The organism is Sediminibacillus albus (assembly GCF_900101125.1).
Taxonomy (GTDB): Bacteria; Bacillota; Bacilli; order Bacillales; family Amphibacillaceae; genus Sediminibacillus; species Sediminibacillus albus.
Window position 1 is genome coordinate 751,189 of sequence record NZ_FNFL01000001.1, and the last position, 18,583, is coordinate 769,771.

19 protein-coding genes and 1 pseudogene are annotated in these 18,583 nt (G+C 40.5%); 2 read left to right on the forward strand and 18 right to left on the reverse strand.

What is annotated here, in order from left to right:
• Positions 1 to 679: 679 nt before the first annotated feature.
• The gene (locus tag BLR93_RS03820; protein ID WP_245690050.1) at positions 680 to 1,285 is read left to right on the forward strand and encodes a hypothetical protein; all 606 of its coding nucleotides are present in this window, start codon (positions 680 to 682) and stop codon (positions 1,283 to 1,285) included.
• 246 nt (positions 1,286 to 1,531) lie between these two features.
• On the opposite strand, the gene BLR93_RS03825 is transcribed toward BLR93_RS03820, so the two are convergent.
• From BLR93_RS03825 to BLR93_RS03885, 13 genes are all read right to left on the reverse strand, one after another.
• On the reverse strand, positions 1,532 to 2,182 hold the full coding sequence (locus BLR93_RS03825; protein WP_093211371.1) for a hypothetical protein: 651 nt from the start codon (positions 2,180 to 2,182) through the stop codon (positions 1,532 to 1,534).
• Positions 2,183 to 2,344: 162 nt separating this feature from the next.
• Positions 2,345 to 2,674 carry a hypothetical protein gene (locus BLR93_RS03830; protein WP_093211373.1) on the reverse strand — a complete coding sequence of 110 codons (330 nt, stop codon included), beginning with the start codon at positions 2,672 to 2,674 and terminating at the stop codon, positions 2,345 to 2,347.
• A 521-nt stretch (positions 2,675 to 3,195) separates the two neighbouring features.
• Positions 3,196 to 3,729 carry a GNAT family N-acetyltransferase gene (locus tag BLR93_RS03835; protein WP_093211375.1) on the reverse strand — a complete coding sequence of 178 codons (534 nt, stop codon included), beginning with the start codon at positions 3,727 to 3,729 and terminating at the stop codon, positions 3,196 to 3,198.
• Positions 3,730 to 4,104: 375 nt separating this feature from the next.
• A complete protein-coding gene (locus tag BLR93_RS03840; RefSeq protein ID WP_093211377.1) occupies positions 4,105 to 5,208 on the reverse strand; it encodes an ABC transporter permease in 1,104 nt (367 codons plus the stop codon).
• On the reverse strand, positions 5,209 to 6,492 hold the full coding sequence (locus tag BLR93_RS03845; RefSeq protein ID WP_093211379.1) for an ABC transporter permease: 1,284 nt from the start codon (positions 6,490 to 6,492) through the stop codon (positions 5,209 to 5,211).
• Positions 6,493 to 6,506: 14 nt separating this feature from the next.
• Entirely contained in the window at positions 6,507 to 7,439 is a 933-nt protein-coding gene (locus BLR93_RS03850; RefSeq protein ID WP_093211381.1) for an ABC transporter ATP-binding protein, read from the reverse strand.
• Between the two features lie 149 nt (positions 7,440 to 7,588).
• Positions 7,589 to 8,224 (reverse strand): response regulator transcription factor, encoded by a 636-nt coding sequence (locus tag BLR93_RS03855; RefSeq protein ID WP_093211383.1) that lies wholly within the window; start codon positions 8,222 to 8,224, stop codon positions 7,589 to 7,591.
• Positions 8,202 to 9,374 carry a sensor histidine kinase gene (locus BLR93_RS03860; RefSeq protein WP_093211385.1) on the reverse strand — a complete coding sequence of 391 codons (1,173 nt, stop codon included), beginning with the start codon at positions 9,372 to 9,374 and terminating at the stop codon, positions 8,202 to 8,204. The genes BLR93_RS03855 and BLR93_RS03860 overlap by 23 nt, the downstream gene beginning before the upstream one ends.
• 156 nt (positions 9,375 to 9,530) lie before the next feature.
• Entirely contained in the window at positions 9,531 to 10,127 is a 597-nt protein-coding gene (locus BLR93_RS03865; protein ID WP_093211387.1) for a bifunctional transcriptional activator/DNA repair enzyme AdaA, read from the reverse strand.
• Positions 10,111 to 11,397: an APC family permease gene (locus BLR93_RS03870; RefSeq protein ID WP_093211389.1), complete on the reverse strand. Its 1,287-nt coding sequence runs from the start codon at positions 11,395 to 11,397 to the stop codon at positions 10,111 to 10,113. Before BLR93_RS03870 ends, BLR93_RS03865 begins: the two co-directional genes overlap by 17 nt.
• 200 nt (positions 11,398 to 11,597) lie before the next feature.
• Positions 11,598 to 12,197 (reverse strand): class I SAM-dependent methyltransferase, encoded by a 600-nt coding sequence (locus BLR93_RS03875; protein WP_093211391.1) that lies wholly within the window; start codon positions 12,195 to 12,197, stop codon positions 11,598 to 11,600.
• A gap of 116 nt (positions 12,198 to 12,313) precedes the next feature.
• Positions 12,314 to 12,751 (reverse strand): VOC family protein, encoded by a 438-nt coding sequence (locus tag BLR93_RS03880; RefSeq protein ID WP_093211393.1) that lies wholly within the window; start codon positions 12,749 to 12,751, stop codon positions 12,314 to 12,316.
• Positions 12,752 to 13,007: 256 nt separating this feature from the next.
• A complete protein-coding gene (locus BLR93_RS03885; RefSeq protein ID WP_093211395.1) occupies positions 13,008 to 13,547 on the reverse strand; it encodes a DUF1572 family protein in 540 nt (179 codons plus the stop codon).
• 244 nt (positions 13,548 to 13,791) lie between these two features.
• Between BLR93_RS03885 and BLR93_RS03890 the strand changes: the two genes are divergently transcribed.
• The gene (locus BLR93_RS03890) at positions 13,792 to 14,316 is read left to right on the forward strand and encodes a DinB family protein (RefSeq protein ID WP_093211397.1); all 525 of its coding nucleotides are present in this window, start codon (positions 13,792 to 13,794) and stop codon (positions 14,314 to 14,316) included.
• Positions 14,317 to 14,682: 366 nt separating this feature from the next.
• Here the strand turns inward: BLR93_RS03890 and clpP are convergent.
• The 5 genes and pseudogenes from clpP to BLR93_RS03915 form a co-directional block, all read right to left on the reverse strand.
• A pseudogene (gene clpP / locus BLR93_RS03895) lies at positions 14,683 to 15,266 on the reverse strand (ATP-dependent Clp endopeptidase proteolytic subunit ClpP).
• Positions 15,267 to 15,284: 18 nt separating this feature from the next.
• The gene (locus BLR93_RS03900) at positions 15,285 to 16,088 is read right to left on the reverse strand and encodes an RNA polymerase sigma factor (RefSeq protein ID WP_093211399.1); all 804 of its coding nucleotides are present in this window, start codon (positions 16,086 to 16,088) and stop codon (positions 15,285 to 15,287) included.
• 141 nt (positions 16,089 to 16,229) lie between these two features.
• Positions 16,230 to 17,693 carry a protein adenylyltransferase SelO gene (locus tag BLR93_RS03905; protein WP_093211401.1) on the reverse strand — a complete coding sequence of 488 codons (1,464 nt, stop codon included), beginning with the start codon at positions 17,691 to 17,693 and terminating at the stop codon, positions 16,230 to 16,232.
• A gap of 138 nt (positions 17,694 to 17,831) precedes the next feature.
• On the reverse strand, positions 17,832 to 18,164 hold the full coding sequence (locus BLR93_RS03910; protein ID WP_093211403.1) for a DUF1048 domain-containing protein: 333 nt from the start codon (positions 18,162 to 18,164) through the stop codon (positions 17,832 to 17,834).
• A complete protein-coding gene (locus tag BLR93_RS03915) occupies positions 18,161 to 18,514 on the reverse strand; it encodes a DUF1048 domain-containing protein (RefSeq protein WP_093211405.1) in 354 nt (117 codons plus the stop codon). Before BLR93_RS03915 ends, BLR93_RS03910 begins: the two co-directional genes overlap by 4 nt.
• Positions 18,515 to 18,583 lie beyond the last annotated feature (69 nt).

Below are 18,583 nucleotides of genomic sequence, written 5' to 3' on the forward strand. Positions count from 1 at the left end.
TGACTACTTGAGTTCACCAATACTGCTCAAAGGCGGTAAGCAATTCTTCAGCGTTAGGAAGGTTCCAGCCTTGCCTTCCCTCTCTCTAAACCGTTCAGAATAACTGTTGTCCTTATCTTTGCATTTTTGCCATTAAATTATTAATTACTATATAGAATAATTTCCTGTTCGTCAATAATATTTTCACAAACAACCAATGATTTTTGTATTTTCATATCGCCTTTCAACTAATCCTAAACAGCAATATTTTTAGTTGTTGAACTAACGCACCCGATAGCGCAACAAGTGCTAAATGATTAGTGTTTAGTCCTTTTTGAAATATTTATATAAACTTACTAATCCCACAACAATTAAAACGGTCATAGCGATGCCATAAAAAATCGACTTAAAAGTTTGGCTAAGCGAATCCATACTACTTACCATTGCAGAACCTAAAACAAAAAATAATACCGATATCAGTAATATCCTATTTCTGATAAGAAAAGACGATCGATTGCTTGTTTAACTCTTGCTCCCGTTACTTGAGGACTTGAATCCAAGGTAAATTTCGTTTACTCCATGCCTTAACAACTAACAAAATACGTTGTAATTTTATGGTAGTATAGACATAAGGTTTTGTTTTTCTTCGGACCGTGTTAGTTTTAATGGATTACTATCCGGTTTTATGAGGAGGATTTATATGATAAGAAGAATATTTAATTTAAATACGTTATATATTCTCATGGCAATAATCGCAATTGGCATCCTCCTGATCCCGCGAATAATCGAAAGCATCAATCTACAATCCAAAGGTATCAGTTATATAACTAGTAACATAGAGGATTATTATCATAATGCCTTTCCTAAAGAAGGAAAATATACCGTGGAAATTGATTTAATTGATATAGAGAGTAACGAAGGAAAAGTTCTTTTTGAGGATAGTGAAAATACAATTGATGTAACGAAAGTAACACATAGTGGTTCTAAATACGAAGTAATTTTCAGATCACGTGGAAGTTTTGGCTCGGGTGGTGCGATATTAATTTCTGGTTTGGAACACACACATAAAAATAACAGTTTTACTAGTCATTTCAAAGCGAAAGCCGAAGCAGTGTATAAAGACGAAACTTATGAGTTATCTCCTTCTGGATCTTCTGGATTAGATTACCGCGATGGGGAACACTTTGGGTTTTATTTATTTCCTCCAAACCAGTTGAAAGATATTGATTTAGAAGAAGACCCTATCTTAGAGGTGACGATTACCAATTTACAAGTGAATTTATGGGTGAAGAAGCCAAACAAGTAATTTGTAGGGTGATTTTCCCTAGATAAAGAACACAACCCTTTTAGTAAGGACTGTGTTAAGTATGCACAGCTTCGTGGAATGCAAATCTCAAAAGCATATCCACCAATTCTCTAACATCCCCCCCCTTAACAAACTTGAATTAATTTTAACTTTTAAACTTCAATTATCAATTTCTAAATATCAAATAGCATTGCAAATAAGATAGTTATTAGCACGTTGACAATAGCTTTGTCCTTATATAATCGGTTACTCGCAAATAAACGATTCAAACTCCCTCATAATAACTGTTAAGCATTCAATGGACTGATGGATACCGTCTGGATGTTCTAAAGAATGATTGGTTCCCTGCATCAAAGATATTTTCATAGTGTTCTTTGCTGTAAGAGCAGTAACCCGTTCTTTCATATAACATCTGTCCTGATCGCCGATAATAAGCAGACTGTCCTGGCTATTGTTAAGCAAGCGTCGGTAGACATCGTCTTCATGAAGCAGCGGAGTCAGCCAAATTACTTTTGCGCGGTCAAGTTCTTGATTGTTTTCTAATAAGCGGATTAAACCAGCTGTACCGGTTGATTTGGCCATTATATAAAAGTTTGGGTATGCAGTTGAAGGTATTACTTGTTCAAGAACCGATTGCACGTCTTCGCTTACAATACTGAATTGTTCCTCACGCTCTAGGTTTTTAAATACTGGTGCATCATATTGGTAGTTAATATGTAAGACATCAAACCCTTTTTCAAAAAACAGGCCCGTAGCATAATAAAACAACGGCTGGTCTGTCGAGTAACCCAAGCCAGGCAGCATGATACAAAGGTCTTGATTGTCCGGTTTATTCCGGACGTAGGTATATGCAATTGAACCACTATGGGCTTGGACATTTGCTTTAATGATTTCCATATTCGCTTCCTCCACATTGATTATGATCATTAAATGTATAACACTCACACAGCAATAGTATGCCTTTGCTTAAGAATCCGGAATAAAACAGTTTTAACTTTACCCATTTCTTTATTTTTTAAAGTGAAATTAAATTTCATATTTTCCTCCTTGTCACATTTTTTAACGGTCCCTTTTCCCATAACTCAGGAAAACTATTATCAAAATAAAAACTATAACGTAAAGAATAAAAATAATTATATTTTGAAATATTGAGTAAGTGATAAAAAAAGCTCCTATTACTAGATCAAAGATTCCTTCATCTATTTTTATAGTTTCTTCTTTCTTATTTTTTGAAAAACTTATAAGTCCAAACACTATAAAAAGAATACCAGCACTTAAAAGAAATATTCCTTTGGTATCTTCATTTTCTAGATAAAACATAGAAAAAACTAAAGTTACTGAAATTATTATCTTTATTTGTCCCCATACTTTAGATACTTTAGACAACATTTTGCATTTCCACCTTTTTTATATTTGTAAATATTGTGAATAAGTGTCACGGTATTAATTGTAAAGTAATTCCAACAAATGAGGGGAGAAATTAAAATTAAAAAGAAATTGATGTATTCACGTTGGCTTTAGGTCTTTTAGGTTCTTCCATTCCTTTTAGTTCTACTATATCCGCAACAGAAAACAAGGAATCAATAGAAACTAATGCTTCTTCAAATCTATCAGAAGTGGTTAGTGATATTCGCAACCCCCTATCAGAAGATGGCCCGGAAACAATTCCAGTTCAAGAAGGGTTAGTTGGGAGTATGAGGGTACTAGATATGGTAATACCAGGAACAGAGATGCTCTTATTCTATTGCAACAGGTTATGTGAATCTTCTTCCTGGAGGTGTCTGTGAAATCTACAACGCTTTTATATTATGATTTCCCGAGTTCTTTCTTTTCCATAGACCTGTTCACCTTCTTTAAGGAGTTGAACAGATTAAGTATATTAGTTTGACTAGTTGACGAATTTATTTAACCTATCCATCAGATTTTAATTTTGAATACATAAGAAGATCAACGAATCTCCCTTTTGATTTTTCCGATTGTCTAAGCGTTCCTTCATATGTGAAATTTAACTTTTCCAAGACTTTAATGGAGTTTTCATTTCCTGGTTCCACTTTCGCCTCCACCCTATTTAAACCTAATGTCTCAAATGCATTTTCTACGAGTTTAGCAATAGCTTCTGGTGCATATCCATTACCCCAAGAGGCTTTTGCTATGTCGTATCCTATCTCCGTTTTACCGTTTTCGAAATCAAGGGAATTATAGCCGCATGATCCAATTAATTCATTGGTTTGTAGTTCAAAAATGGAGAAACGAATGGCTCTATTGGTGCGTGCCAATTCTTCCAGATAAGCAATCATTTCTTCTGCTTGTTTTTCCTCTTGGAAGTTATCTATGTTCATAAATTTCGTTACATGAGGGTCCGACCAAATCCTAAACAAACCAGCTGAGTCTGCAATAGTCATTCTTTTTAAATGTAGTCTTTTTGTGTACAAGTTATCGTTCAATGTTTTACCTCCGAAAAAAACTTCTTTCACCTAAGTATAAGGCATTAATGGACGGATTATAGAATAATTTTCTTGTTAACAACAACTCTCTTGGCGGAACCATTACCATTTGTCGTTAATTTCCCTCGGTTTATACATTGCAAGTTCCTCTTATTTTTCAGCTTGCAATTATCTATTTCTGTTTTTATTGCAATACTCCTGCCTTCCACAGGGTATAATTTATTCATCCGAAAAGATACAAACGAAGGTGCCGGATATATTTTTTTGACGTCCAGGCTGCTTATGTAGGTAGAATCAATTTCAAATAAATCTAATAGATGTATTCCATAATAAGTTAAAGGCAGCCAAGCTGATGTGCAAGGCCGCCATCTAGTTCTATGAAGTCCTTTCCATCAAATTAACCCCGATTCCCATGCACAGTACACCGAATAAAACCATAATGGACAATGGCTCTGCCAAAGAAGCTATGTTTTGATTATGCAAGGCAATGCCTTTTAAGGAGTCCATGGCATAAGTCATCGGAAGGACTTTTGAAACAGCGAGTATGATGTTATTGCTGACAGCTTCTATCGGCCAATAAGCACCACCAATCATCGCCATGCTCACCGATACAATCGGAACTAATGCATTCAATTGTTCTAAACTTTTTACCAATCCCAGCATAAGCATACCTAAAGCAACAATTGCGAATGTGTAGCATGCCACCGTCAATACTATTGCTTCAAAGTGGTTGCCCAGTTCATAATTAAAAACATACTTAAAGCTTAGAAAAATGAACAGTATCTGCGAAAAACCGATCATAAATGCGTAAGATAAATGCCCAATATAGATTTGAAATTTCCGAACCGGAGACAAAATGACCCTGTGCCAGGTACCTGTACGTTTTTCCTCAGCAACTTTTCCCAGGCTTAAAATCACGGTATAAATCGAGAAAAACAACGTCATTCCAAATAAGAACTGATTTTTTTGATCATAACCGGCAGAATCGCTTTCTCCCTCTGCGGTAAGACCTGTTAAGGTTATCGGTGCATCAGCTAACAAGGAATCCACCTTTTTACGAAAATCCGTATCCCCGGCCGCTGCCTCAGCCTTCTGGAGACGCAGCTCATCTGCATAAACCTGCTGGACATATTGATTGACTAATAGCTGATTCGGATCATCAGCGGCAACCAGCATCCGATAATTATCCGGCATTGCTTTGATAGCATAAGTGATTTCGCCTAAGGCGACCTGTTTTTCTGCGGCAGCTTCCTCTGTAGTCTGGAAAACAAATGTATCAGACTGATTAAGCCGGTCCAGCAGTTCTTCTTGACCGCTTTGACTAATAGCTTCATCAAAATAAATTGGCACTTCTATCCGATCACCGCTCCCCATACCTCCTAACAGAAATACAAAACCGAACGTCATCGCCATCATCGATAAAACCAGGATTGGTTCACGACGCAGCCGCTGCAGTTGTAGTAAAAAAACTGATTTCATTTAGGCCGCCCTCCTTTTGGAAAAGATCAATAAGCTGATGATTGATAATGTGGCAGTAAGCAATAACAGCCGTAAAACGAGCGGAGTAATAAATTCCTGCCCCAATCCTTGCGACCATTGCAGCGTGGCAGTTAACATGATTCCATTCGGTGTCCAATTTCCTAATGTGGCAAATATATCAGGCATTTGGGATACAGGCGAGAAACTGCCGCCTAAAAATGCCAGCACTGAAACGATACCAGCAGAAAATACACTGGGAACGATGTTGCTCTCCGACTTTAGTGTGATTGCTGTTAATAATGCCCCCAACGCTCCAATACAAATGGAAAAGAACAGGGCAATAACCAGCATGCCCAGCCAAAACTGTAAAGAGTTATCCGCAAAAGCTTGGAGCAAAAACCTCGCCATCACAAACAAAATGGCCACCTGCAAAAACACAATCACTGCAGTAGAAATCGCTTTGCCAGACAAATACAACAACGGATGTTTACCAGAGAGGAGAATTCTGTCCAGCACATGCTCAAAATTTTCCAGATAAGCTTTCGAGGCAATAGTCGAAGCAACAAAAAGTGAGAACATTACTGCCATACCAATCGTGTAGTATTCTATGGAGGAAATCGGCTCCTCGTCGGTAACGGTCAGCCGCCCTCCAAGTTGAGAAGGCTGAACATCCGTCTCGCCTGCCGCAGTAACCTCAGTTTGTTCAGCAGCTTTTGCAATGGCAGTTTCTAAGTTCAATGTTCGTACAAAACGCTGAATGATATCATGGAATACGCCTGCAGATATCGCAGCATCCTCTCCTTCTATTACCTGCAATTCACTGCCTCCGCCTTGATCCAGTAGCATCTTTGCCAGCGATTGGTAGGTGAAATCCTCTGATACTTTTAATATAGCAACGATTTCCTCCGCTTTTAATGCCTGCTTCGCTTCAGCTTCGTCCATTGAATGGACATTAATCACCTCGCTTACCTGCTCGCTTTGCAGCATCTCTTCCAGCATCCGGTACGGTTCAACCGTCTCGCTTGCTTTCAACAATTCTTCTTTTGCCTGTTGCGGTACAGATAACTGGCCGACTTCCTGTTGGAATTGTTCGATCCCTGCCTCGGCGTTATTTTGATTTACAACCGCTACTTCCATATCCAGACCAGTAAATTCTCCGGAGAACATCCCCTTTAATGCAAAGCCCAGAATTACCGTCAAAATGATCGGCATTAGCAGTAAGACAAGCAGCTCGGTTCGATCACGGATGAGCACCAGCACATCTTTCCTTAAAAACGAAAGCATTCTTCATCCACCTCCTAATCTCTCAATTTGCGTCCGGTTAAATGCAGGAAAACATCTTCCAATGTCGGTACTTGAACATTTACGCTAATCAATTGCGCTTGCTGACGTTCAGCTGCCTGAAAGATATTCCCCAGCAGTCTGCTGTTTTTCGGAGTAATCAGCTTTATGCCTTTGTCTGTTTCGACTACTCGTAATACTCCATCAATCTCTCTCAGTTCAGTTACTAGTTCAGGGTATGAGCGGTCAAGCTCAACAAAAATTGTTTCCTCACTCGACAAGATGCTGGTAAGCTCCTGTTTCGTTCCTGCAGCGATAATTTTTCCATGGTCCATAATGTAAATCCTGTCACAAAGCCGTTCAACCTCTTCCATGTAATGACTCGTATACAAAACGGTCATTCCCTTTTCCTTGTTCAATTTTTGAACCATTTCTAAAATATAATTGCGGGACTGGGGATCAATCCCGACCGTTGGTTCATCCATAATGATAAATTCCGGTTCGTGCAGCAATGCCACTGCGATATTAATCCGACGCTGCATGCCGCCGGAATAATGCTTGACAAGCTCATCCTTCCGTTCAGCTAATCCAACTATTCCGAGAACCTTATCGATTTGGTCTTGCAGCGCTTTTCCCTTCAGTCCGTAGATTTTCCCAAAGAATTTCAAATTTTCCGAGGCGCTCAGCTCTTTGTATAAAGCGATTTCCTGAGGGACAACTCCTAAATGCAAGCGAATGGCGTTTGGGTCTTTTACAATACTTTTTCCATGCCATGTCACATCGCCTGATGTAGGTTTAACAAGTGAGGAAATCATCGATATTGTCGTCGATTTTCCTGCGCCGTTCGGGCCGAGCAATCCGACAGACTCTCCTTTGTCCAAGTACAAGTTCACATCGATTACTGCTTTATTCTTTTTAAAAGCTTTATTTAAGTTTGTCGTTTCCAGCACGCTATGATCCTCCCTTTTCTCGGCTCCTATTTAAAGCTTGCCGATACCACTTTCCATCATTATAAGTAAAAGGAGACAGTACGAATACTGTCTCCCGTCATTAAAAAGCACGAAAACCGTGACCTTAGTCATTTAATTATCCAAAAGCTTTAAACGAAGTGATTGCGGATCGCATATATCGCTAACTGGGTACGGTCTCGCAGCTCCAGCTTATCTAGCAGCTGGCTGATATGATTCTTGACGGTCCCAACAGACAGCGCCAGCTCCCCGGAAATTTCCTTATTGCTCCTGCCTTCGCCGATTCGCTTCAAAATGTCAAGTTCCCGCGGGGTAAGAAAATGTTTCATTTGCGGTTCAGGTTTGGCAGCGTTTAACAGGCGTGGCATCACTTTTGCTGCCACCTCCCCTTGCAGTTGAATTCCTCCAGCCAAACAGCTTTTCACCGAATGGATCAGTGTTTCAGCATCAGCATCTTTTAGCATATATCCATGTGCCCCAATCCTAAGTGCCTGTAGTGCATATTCATCATCGTTAAAGGTAGTCAGCATCAAAATCTTTATGGCCGGCCAGCGGTTCCGAATAATTCTTGCTGCTTCGAGCCCATCCATCTCTGGCATTCGGATATCCAATACAGCCATATCAAACTGTTGGGTTTCGCATAAGTCAATGGCTGCTTTTCCATTTTTCGCTTCCCCTGTTACTTGAAGTTCTTCATCCGTTTCTATCATCATTTTTAAGCCTTGCGCTACCAGCGCCTGATCTTCAGCCAACAATATCCGAACCATTGATACCCCCATCCTTTCGATGCAGCGGAAAGGTTCCACGTACAATAAATAAACGCTTATATACTAAAATGTCCAAGCTTCCTCCTGCCTGATCTACCCGTTCCCTCATCGAATTCAATCCAAAGCCTTCTGAATATGTATAATCTTTTTTTATCGGGTTAGAAACTTCGAATCGAAAAATACTCTCTCCCGGTGATTCGAATATTACCGATGCTTCCCGGGCCGGACTATGGCGCATGACATTAGTGAGCGCTTCTTGGACTGCTCGATAAACCGCTACTGTCTGTTCTGGTAAAAGCTGTACAGAAAATGCCCGGTTTTTCACCGAAAAATGAATACGGATAAAATTTTCTGCTTCCAGCTTACGAATCAGACTAATAATCGCAGGTATCCCGCCTATTTCTTCCTGTTTTAATGCTTTGACAGCTCTGCGCGTCTCTTCCAGACTCTCTTTGGCCAAATCTTTGAGAACTCCTATTCGTTGTTTTTCCGGCTCATCTGCCTTCATACGAGTTACTTCCAGCTGCATTAGTAGATTTGTCAGCTTGTGGCCTACACTATCATGAATTTCCCTTCCAACCAAAGTCCGTTCTTGCTGCCTGGCCAGTTTTTCGGCTAAGATGGAGTTTCGTTTCATCCCCCGGTATTCATGTAATAATGCATTGTATCGAGCAGAAACTTCTATCGATTGGTGAAAATAATGATGAAACTTCCAAAGTGCAAGTCCCAATATGCTTATGTATAACAATAAAAAAGAAATAGGGAAATAGCGGCCGCTTCCTAAGAAAGCAGGCAGAAGCAGGCCGGAAAGAATGGCACCGCCTACCGAATATGCGTAAGCAACTGGTAATCGATACACCATTTCACCGGCCAAATAGGCAAACAACAGCAAAGTAAAATAATTTGCACCTTCCGGCTGCATCGGCCAAAATACACCCATTACAATCAGTGAGGCACTGCTAAGCATGAGTGACTGGACTAGCAACCATCTCTTAAACAGCGGCAGCAGAAAATACACAGAAAAAAATAGTGCGCTTCCCAGCCATTGTATGAAAGTAACCTCTGTCAGCCCTTGCGTTTGATTATTCAATCCAAAGCCCCATGTTCCCATTAACAGCGCCAAGCATAACCAGTACGTATATTGATTCATCGGTTCCTCCTGTGAAACTACTATGTATTATTACTATATCATTCGATGAGGAACTTTTGGGAGTTCGAATTGATTGCTTTACCGTTCGCTATGTCGCACCATCACTTTCGTTAGGTGAAAACCAATTTTTAATAGTCTACAAGGTTTTTGAATGATTCAGTCTGGTTCTTGGTTGAAGAGACTTCGATTATGGCAAGAGCGGAATTGACTCGGTGAAAGTCCTGTATTTCGTTTAAATGCATTATAAAAGCTAGAGACGCTTTGATAGCCTGTTTGAAAACCAACTTCTGTACTATTAAGATTCGTGGTTAAAAGAAGTTCCTTCGCTTCGTTCACTCTTATCATTTCTAAATATATTCGTGGTGTATATCCTGTTCTTTCTTTGAAGATCCGATTTAAGTGAAAACGACTAACCCCAACCCTTGACGCTAGTTCATGTAAAGGCATGTTTTGAACATAATTATTTTTTATCAATCGCTTAGTGTCTTCCACAAGGCTTTCTAATGGGTCATATGTTTTTATATTTAAATCTGGCCGGCATCTCTTGCATGGTCGATATCCTGCATCATGGGCTTCCGTCGCATTTGGAAAAAAGGAAACATTTTCGCAATTAGGAACCTTAGACTTGCAAGAAGGACGGCAGAATATTCCTGTGGTACGGACCGCGTAAAAAAACATCCCATCATATGCTGAATCACATGATATGGTCGCTTGCCACATAGTTTCCTTTGAATGGTTAATGGGATTCTTCATTAGATTTGAAACCTCCCTTGTAGGAGAAAGTTTTCTTGCTAAAAATCATATAAATCGTATATAAAACCACGACACTCATTGGTACAAATATATACAATTGAAAAAATGGAAGAACCAATAAACATAAAACGAAAGAGGTTAACGATGCCCACCATGCTAACGTGTTCTTCCTAAATAATTTTACACCCGCAGCCATTGAAAGAACGTAAACTAGAATCCCAAGAGAGGTCGGTATAAATAAAATATTATCAAATGTCAGTGATAAAGACTTCGTCACTAACACACCTGCCATCGAAAAACAGATAACAAATAATACCATCCGTCTTGGAATTTGAGTAGTTACATGGTGTCTTGACAAAAACTTTGGAAAAGCTCCATCTCTGCCTAATGAATATCCTAATTGCGTCAGGCTAGCTACAAAAGCATTTGAGGTGCCTGTACAAATAATCAAGGCTAAAATAGCTGTAAAGACTTTAGCCCCTAAGCCTACCGTATCCCCCATTATGACACCAATAGGAGAAAGATTGCTTTCTTGACTGCCATACGTTGCTGTTCCAATTGTGACAAGGCTTAACGCTAAAAATAATAATCCAATGACGATTGCACTAACAACTGCTCCTTTGACAATATCCTTTTCTGGTCTTTTAAATTGCTCAGCTAGATTACAAATTGCCTCCCAACCGAAAAAAGACCAAAAGATAACCGTTATAGCACTCCCCACAGAAAACCATCCATTCGGAACAAAAGGAGTAAAATTCGCCCATTGTATTCTTGGAAGTGACACCAATACTGCGACCACTAAAAGTATTAGTAATAAAGAACTTAAAATTAAAGCAAGTTTACCACTAACATTTACGCCGTAATAATTGGAAGCACCCGCAATTCCCAAAATAGAGATTGCAATTACAGTTGTTTTGAAACCTGAAAGTCCAAATGCCTGACTGACATAGTAAGCACCGGTTAAAGATACAATGGTTTGACCGACTGCTGCGGTTACAAAGTAAAACCACCCAACGATATTGCCAAGATGATATCCAAAAGAACTTCTAACAAAGGTTGCTGCTCCACCAGCATCAGGGTATTTTCTTGCCAAACAAGAAAAAGAATAGGCAAGCGGAAAGCTTATGATCACAACAATAAGCCAAGATACAATAGATGCGGGTCCCGCCATGGAAGCTGTTACCCCTGATAAAAAAAGGACACCCGAACCAAGGATAGCAGCAATGTATAATGCAATTCCTTGAAATAATCCAATAGATTTATTGTTCATAATCTCACCCCTTCACAGCAATAAGTGTACTAGAAAAGGGGCGAAAAACTCTTCTTTTTTTTGCGTTTTCATTCGTTTACTAACGCAATCAAAAGCATTTTTATTATTATTCCACCGTCAGATCCTATGGCGGAAGCCTAAGTTAATTAAAGTTTTATTGACTGTAATAAAGTGGGAGGTCGGCCAACTATTCAGTCCATTTAAGGTTTCGCCCATATCAAATACAAATAACCAGCCAAGTAACGCTCCTCCCTTATAGGTTTTAATTTTGACTCTTTTACAATTGAAGAAATATTTCTGTTCTGGTGGCACCCTACAACCTTTAGAGCTAAAGGATCCAAGGATTTTTGCAGCCATGCCAACGATTTGTTTGTACTAACGCCGTGCTCCATCATCAGTATTTTTCCTTCTGGCTTGCACCACTTTTGAAAGCTATTTAGAACATTGACAGGTTCTTGATAAGCACATAAGCTGGCAGAAGATATGATGGTATCAAAACTATTTTCATTAAATTCAACCGTTTCAACATCCTTTTGTATAAGTGTCGTTTTAAAAGGATAGTCTTTTGCTGCATGTTGTGCTGATTTCAACATTTCTTGACTAAAATCCAATCCTGTCAATTCAATATCTCTATTATAGAAGGGAAAATTAAGTCCAGAACCAATAGCAACTTCCAAAACCTTTCCTTTAGCTTCTTGAAAAATTCGTTGGCGAAACTTATAAGCCTGATCGTATTTTCGCCGTTTATTGTATTTTTTTGCCTGTTTATCAAACTTTTTAATTAATGATTGACGATCCATATCATCCCTCGCCCCCCTGTTCATTCTGCCGATGTTCCATGTAACAAAGTTATTTTTCACTGGCAGAACATGTTTGTATTCCAAGTTGGGGAACGATATCAATTCAATACCCCAATTTATCTGATTTTTTCCGCCAGCTCTAAAATAATCCCTTCCGGCCCGCGTACGTAGCATAACTTATAAGTATTTTCATAGTTTTGTATCTCACCAAAGAGTTCGGTTCCTTTCTTTTTCAACTTGGCAACAATGGATTCAATATCTTCAACAGCAAACGCAATATGTCGGATACCCAAGGTATTTGCAAAAGATTGCTGAATACCTTTTTCATCTGACGGCTTATGGAATTTGACCAGCTCCAAAGTTGCCTGGCCGTCCGGCATCCCAAACATTACAACCGTCTCGCTAACATCATTAAGCCCAATTATTCGTTCTACCCATTTACCTTCCACTTCTCCTTCCCCTAGCATTTCAAGGCCAAAATTGAGAAAAAACTCTTTAGCAGCAGAGAGATCATCGACGATTACACCTACATGGTCTATTCTATTGATCTTCATATCCATACCTCCTTGTTCCTGTTATTTTGCACTCCTGCTTTCTTGATAAGTTTGTTTATAATGCTTATTCGCTAAAAACAGAAGATATCCTTTATCAATCTAGTCTGTTCGCTGAACAACAAAGAAAAAAGGAAAGAGTTATGAAACTCTATCCCTCTTGTAAAGCTCATTTACCGCCATGGTGTACGCCTTTTTATCAAAGCTATTGGTCCAAGCTATAGCTTTTTCCATGCTTAAGGAAAAGTATAACCGGCACTTATTTTTGCTGATCTCTATTCAGCTTTTGCTGTAAATATTCTTCTGACTTTCCTTTAGGAATACTTAGGCTTTTCCAATGCTCACCCTTCAGTTGCTTACCGATAAAAACGATTTGTCCAATATGGCTGGCATAATGTGCCTGCTGCCTTTCTATCGCTTCAAGTACTGTATGAGCTTCTCGCCGTATATAGATAACCTTTAATAAATCCTGATCTCCCAAGTCTTTTAACGTGTTAAAAAGCGTATTCCAACCCTTTTCCCAAATTGACAATAATGCTTGCTTTGACGATATATCATCCTCAAATTCATCATCCCTGTTTCTGGACGTTTTTTCACCATCAGAAGTCAAAAAATCGGACCATCGAGATAACATATTTCCACTTAAATGTTTTACGATAACAGCAACGCTATTTGAAGCTTCATTAAAAACCCAGTGAATATCGTCTTCAGTCAACTGACTTATTGCTTTTTCTCCAAGCTCTTTCGTACTATAAAAACTATCCTGTACAACTTTTAAATACTCATCACCTAAACTCATTTCCGTATCCTCCTTTTAAAAGGTAACTATCGTTTATTTCGTGATTTAACGGCAAAAACCTTTTTTATCGACCTCTATCGACTTCCGCATTTTTCTAAATGCTCAGCAAATATTGGAGAGAGATGTGTTATGATCATGTTAGATTGATAGCGTTTTATTGGAAGCCATGCCGGCGGATGCTTCTGTGTCAAAAGGGAGGATCCAGAATAGTTTCTCGGTAGTTATTACAGAAAGGAGCAGTTAAATGAATTTTGTCATGGAAGAAGCTATCCAGATTTTAGAGCGTACTCCCGATACATTAATGCATTTTTTATCTGGTTTATCTGAAACATGGCTGCACTCCAATGAAGGAGAGGGTACATGGAATGCCTCCGAAGTGATCGAGCACCTTATTGAAGGCGAGAAAAATAATTGGATACCAAGGCTGGAAACGTTCTTAAATGAAGGGGAAAGTAACCCTTTTCCTCCCTTCGATAGGTATGCGCATCTAACTAAAGGAACTGATAGGGCAATGCAGCAAAAGCTGCTCGAATTTAAGCAGATTAGAGCCGAGAACATATCCAAGTTGAGAACTTTAGTTGACCAGGAAGTCCTCTTAGAACGGAAAGGAACCCACCCTGCATTCGGCGAGGTCACGCTAAGAGAACTGCTATCCACATGGGTTGTTCACGATTTAACCCATATCTCTCAAATCGTACGTGTAATGGCTGAGCGCTACAGAACAGATGTTGGACCTTGGAAGGAATATTTAGGTATATTAAGAAATTAACCAAAGTATGCCAAAAGGCCAAAACGATTTAAATCTTGTTTCCAATATGGAATGAGATTGCCTTTTATTATCATATCGTTCACTTCGCTGATGATGAATGCTCTCTAACAATTAAAACCAAGTGAGATATACTCTGTTCACCAACCCGTTGTTTGATGATATCATTGTGGAACGTTCGTTCGATTTATTCAAATATTCACACTTCCCTTTAACAGAGCGATTTAAAAAAAAGATAACTGCTTCTGAATCTTTTTTTGCTCTATCCATTCCCTCCCTATTAAACGGAAAAAAATAATTATATGTACTCCAAAAAAAAGATCAACCCAATCGTGGATTGATCTTTTTTATTAAAATTGGATGAACCTACTACATCAAATCCTCTGAGTTGACTATTTTGTCGATCATTCCATATTGTTTCGCTTCTTCAGCATTCATAAAATAGTCCCGGTCAGAATCTTTGGCGATTTTTTCAATCGGCTGTCCCGTCCGCTCAGAGAGAATTTTGTTGATACGTTTCCGCATTTCTAAAATACGGCGGGCACTGATTTCTAAATCACTCGCCTGCCCTTTCGCTCCGCCGAGCGGTTGGTGGATCAGCACTTCGCTGTTTGGCAAAGCCAGCCTTCTTCCTTTCGTTCCTGCAACTAATAGCATGGCTCCAAAGGAAGCTGCTAATCCGGTGCAAATGGTTTGGACATGAATTGCATCGTGTCATAAATCGCAAACCCGGCAGTAATCGATCCGCCTGGACTGTTAATGTACAACGAAATATCCTTTTCCGGATCTTCGGCAGCAAGGAACAATAACTGTGCCACGACACTGTTAGCAACCTCATCTGTTACCTCAGATCCAAGAAAAATAATACGATCCTTTAATAACCGCGAATAAATATCATAGGACCGTTCTCCGCGATTTGTCTGTTCGACCACATAAGGTATAACATTGGACATTTCTCATAACCCCTTTCGTTATGCCGCGAAGGAAACCCCGCCTGTCATGATGGCCAACACAGACTGCCATTCCTGCCGATAAAACGGAACGGTAAACATCTTGCCATCAGCGAAAAATAGCGTGACAAGTACATAGGCAGCATTTGCCCCTGAAACCGGGTGGACCGACATCGAAGCAGCTGGCAAGCCGGAAAAACACAAGGACATCGTCGGTTCCTGTGTTTCCTTTTTAAAAAGTTCGACGACTTTGTGTGGATTTGCATGTCGCATTGCAAGCACATATCCAGTGGCTGTATTCTCGTCACTATCATCGGTGTCTTTCCATCTTCTTTTGCGTTTTAACGCTGCTCTGCCCCGGTGAAGTGCCGCCTTGACCGCCCCTTCACTCGTCCCGATCAATTCCGCTGTCTCCCAAGCCGTATAGCCAAAGCCTTCTGTCAAAAGCAGGGACACCCGCTGTTTGGGGGATAACTGACGCAATGCCGTTTCGATTGCTTCCCAAGTCAGGTCAGAATCCGCTGTTTTTTCCGCCGGCAATCTGAACAGCTCCTTGTTGTAATCTTCATCCGGTTTTCGCTTGCGGTATTGATCAATCCAAGTGTTAGAAGCAATTCGATACAGGTATGCCTTCGTAATCGGTTTTGTTGCTTTCAAGTGGCTTTTGTAAGCTTTCGCCAGCGTTTCCTGCATGAGATCTTCTCCGTCCCATTTCGATCTGGTCAGGGAAATGCAATAGTTACGCAAATCCATCAGATAAGGCTCAATAGCAGTTGTGAAGGTTTCCTTCGTCTCGGCTGGAGTTTTTTTAACAAGCGGCCGCATTGCCAATCACTCCTTAAATTTAGTCTTTCATTTATTATAAACGAAAAGTGCAGCTGAAAAGATACGGGGGTTCTCAAAAATGCACAAAAAAACTGCCCATCCCTTTATACTGACAGGGGGGGACAGCCTTTATTTCTATATTCATGTTCCGCAATACGTCTGATAAGGGCGGTCAGAGGGCTCTGGCAATTCGGTATAAGGCTCCTGTTCGGCTGTATAAGCATACGGATCAGAAAGTACATTAATCAGCTGCTCTGTAGCGCTGAAATCCTCTTTTTGAACCGCAGCTTCCAGTGCTTCCTCGACGCGATGGTTACGCGGAATTACGTTTGGATTTGATTGCTTCATCAATTGAATAGCTGTATCCTTTGATTCTTCCTGCCTGGAAAGCCTTGTTTGCCACCGTTCATACCATACAGCAAAGGCATCCGTACCATACATCGTCGTCTTTTCCAGCTTGTCTAATGTTAAAGCGCGGAAGGTATTGGTAAAGTCGGCATTGTGTTCATTCATCATCTCGAGTAGGTCCTGTATTAAAGCTTCGTCTTGCTTCTCTTGATTGTGGAGCCCTAGCTTTTTCCTCATTCCCGCAAGCCAAGAAGCATCATAGAAATCCTTGTACTCGCCAAGGATCTCTTTTGCCTGCTCGATCGCGTGCTCTTGCTTTTCATGAAGCAGCGGTAATAGTGCCTCCGCAAAGCGCGCCAGATTCCATTGGCCGATTCCCGGCTGGTTTTGATACGCATATCGGCCTTGCACATCAATCGAACTGAATACGGTCGCCGGATCGTACTCATCCATAAACGCACATGGACCATAATCGATTGTTTCACCGCTGATGGTCATATTATCGGTATTCATCACGCCATGAATAAAGCCGACAAGCTGCCAGTGGGCAATCAATTCCGCCTGCCGTTTGACGACTTCCCGGAAAAAGGTCAGATAACGGTCGTGATTGTCTTCGATGCCTGGGTAGTGCCGGTCGATAGCATAATCCGCCAAATCGCGAAGCTCTTCTTCGCTTCCCCAGCGGGCCGCATATTCAAAGGTTCCAATCCGCAAATGACTGCCTGCCACACGGGTAAGCACCGCACCGGGAAGCTCGGTTTCACGCATGACCGATTCTCCTGTGGTGACTACAGCCAGGCTGCGATTGGTCGGAATCCCGAGTGCATGTATGGCTTCGCTTATAATGTACTCACGAAGCATCGGACCAAGTGTGGCACGCCCATCACCACCACGGGAAAAAGGTGTGCGACCAGATCCTTTGAGCTGAATATCCTTTCTTGTACCGTCTGGAGTGACTTGCTCACCCAATAATACCGCCCGGCCATCCCCGAGCATAGTGAAATTCCCGAATTGGTGCCCAGCGTATGCCTGGGCAATCGGGTGCGCCCCTTCCGGGATTTTGTTTCCTGCAAAAATTGCGGTACCTTCTTCAGTTCGCAGTGTTTTCACAACCAATCCCAAATCCTCTGCAACCTGCTGATTGTATAAAACTGTTTTTGGAGAGGATACTTCTGTGGGCTGTGCGATTTCAAAAAAACGTTCAGGCAAACGTGCATAGCTGTTGTCAAAGTTCCATCCGATGTTTTTATGTGTCATGATATCTCCTCGATTGTTTTGTCTTAGTTCTATCCTATATCTTTCTCCAAAGAAGCTAAAATCATTTGCATGGTTTTGGTTAATGCAGTACCTAGAGAAAAGTTCGTTAGAAATTTGCCATTAAGTTCTACATTCCTTCTATTTTTCCATAGTCTGATTGACTTTTTTATTGACCGATTCTTGATAGAGATCAGCGTAAGTTTTTGAATTTCCAATCAGCGCATCGCAGAAAGCAGCAACGTCTGTTCCTGTGACTTCAAGCACACCTTTCCCAGCAGCTGAGCCTTCTTCAAAGAAGCTGAGAATTTCCGAGAGCAGTCCGGTACCTTCGTTTAGCTCAACAGGACCGACTTTGAAGAGATATTTTTGGATCTCTTTATAGACAATTTGGTAATCTTGTGGAAGTGATTTGACACGCGAAACATGGGCTCTCCATTCTTTTTTGCCTTCGATGATTTTTTTGATACTCATTTCAGTCCTCCTATTTTTCTTGCTACGTTCTTGTTGAGTTGGTCACGCCATTTATCTCTATAAGTTTTTGCGCCTTCTTCACCAACAAGCGCTGCGCAGAAGCCTTTAATATCATCTCCTAGTACTTCTTCGACGCTCTGGCCGTCTGCTGATGTAACTTCAAGAAGTTCAAGTGCACTTTCAAGAATCGGCATCAGATTACGACCAGTGAAATCGCCGTAAATCCAGAGATTACTTATAATTTCTTTCCAAGCAGTTTGATATTCAACTGGCAAGACTTTAGCTCGCGCTTCAAATCCTTTCATTTCTTTAGTCATATCGCTGCCGGTTATTTTTTCTAAAAAGTTCATTTAGTATCCTCCTTTAAGTTACTAAGCTGTCAGCAAGCTGCTACGTCGTTTCCAGTAAATTCTTTTAGC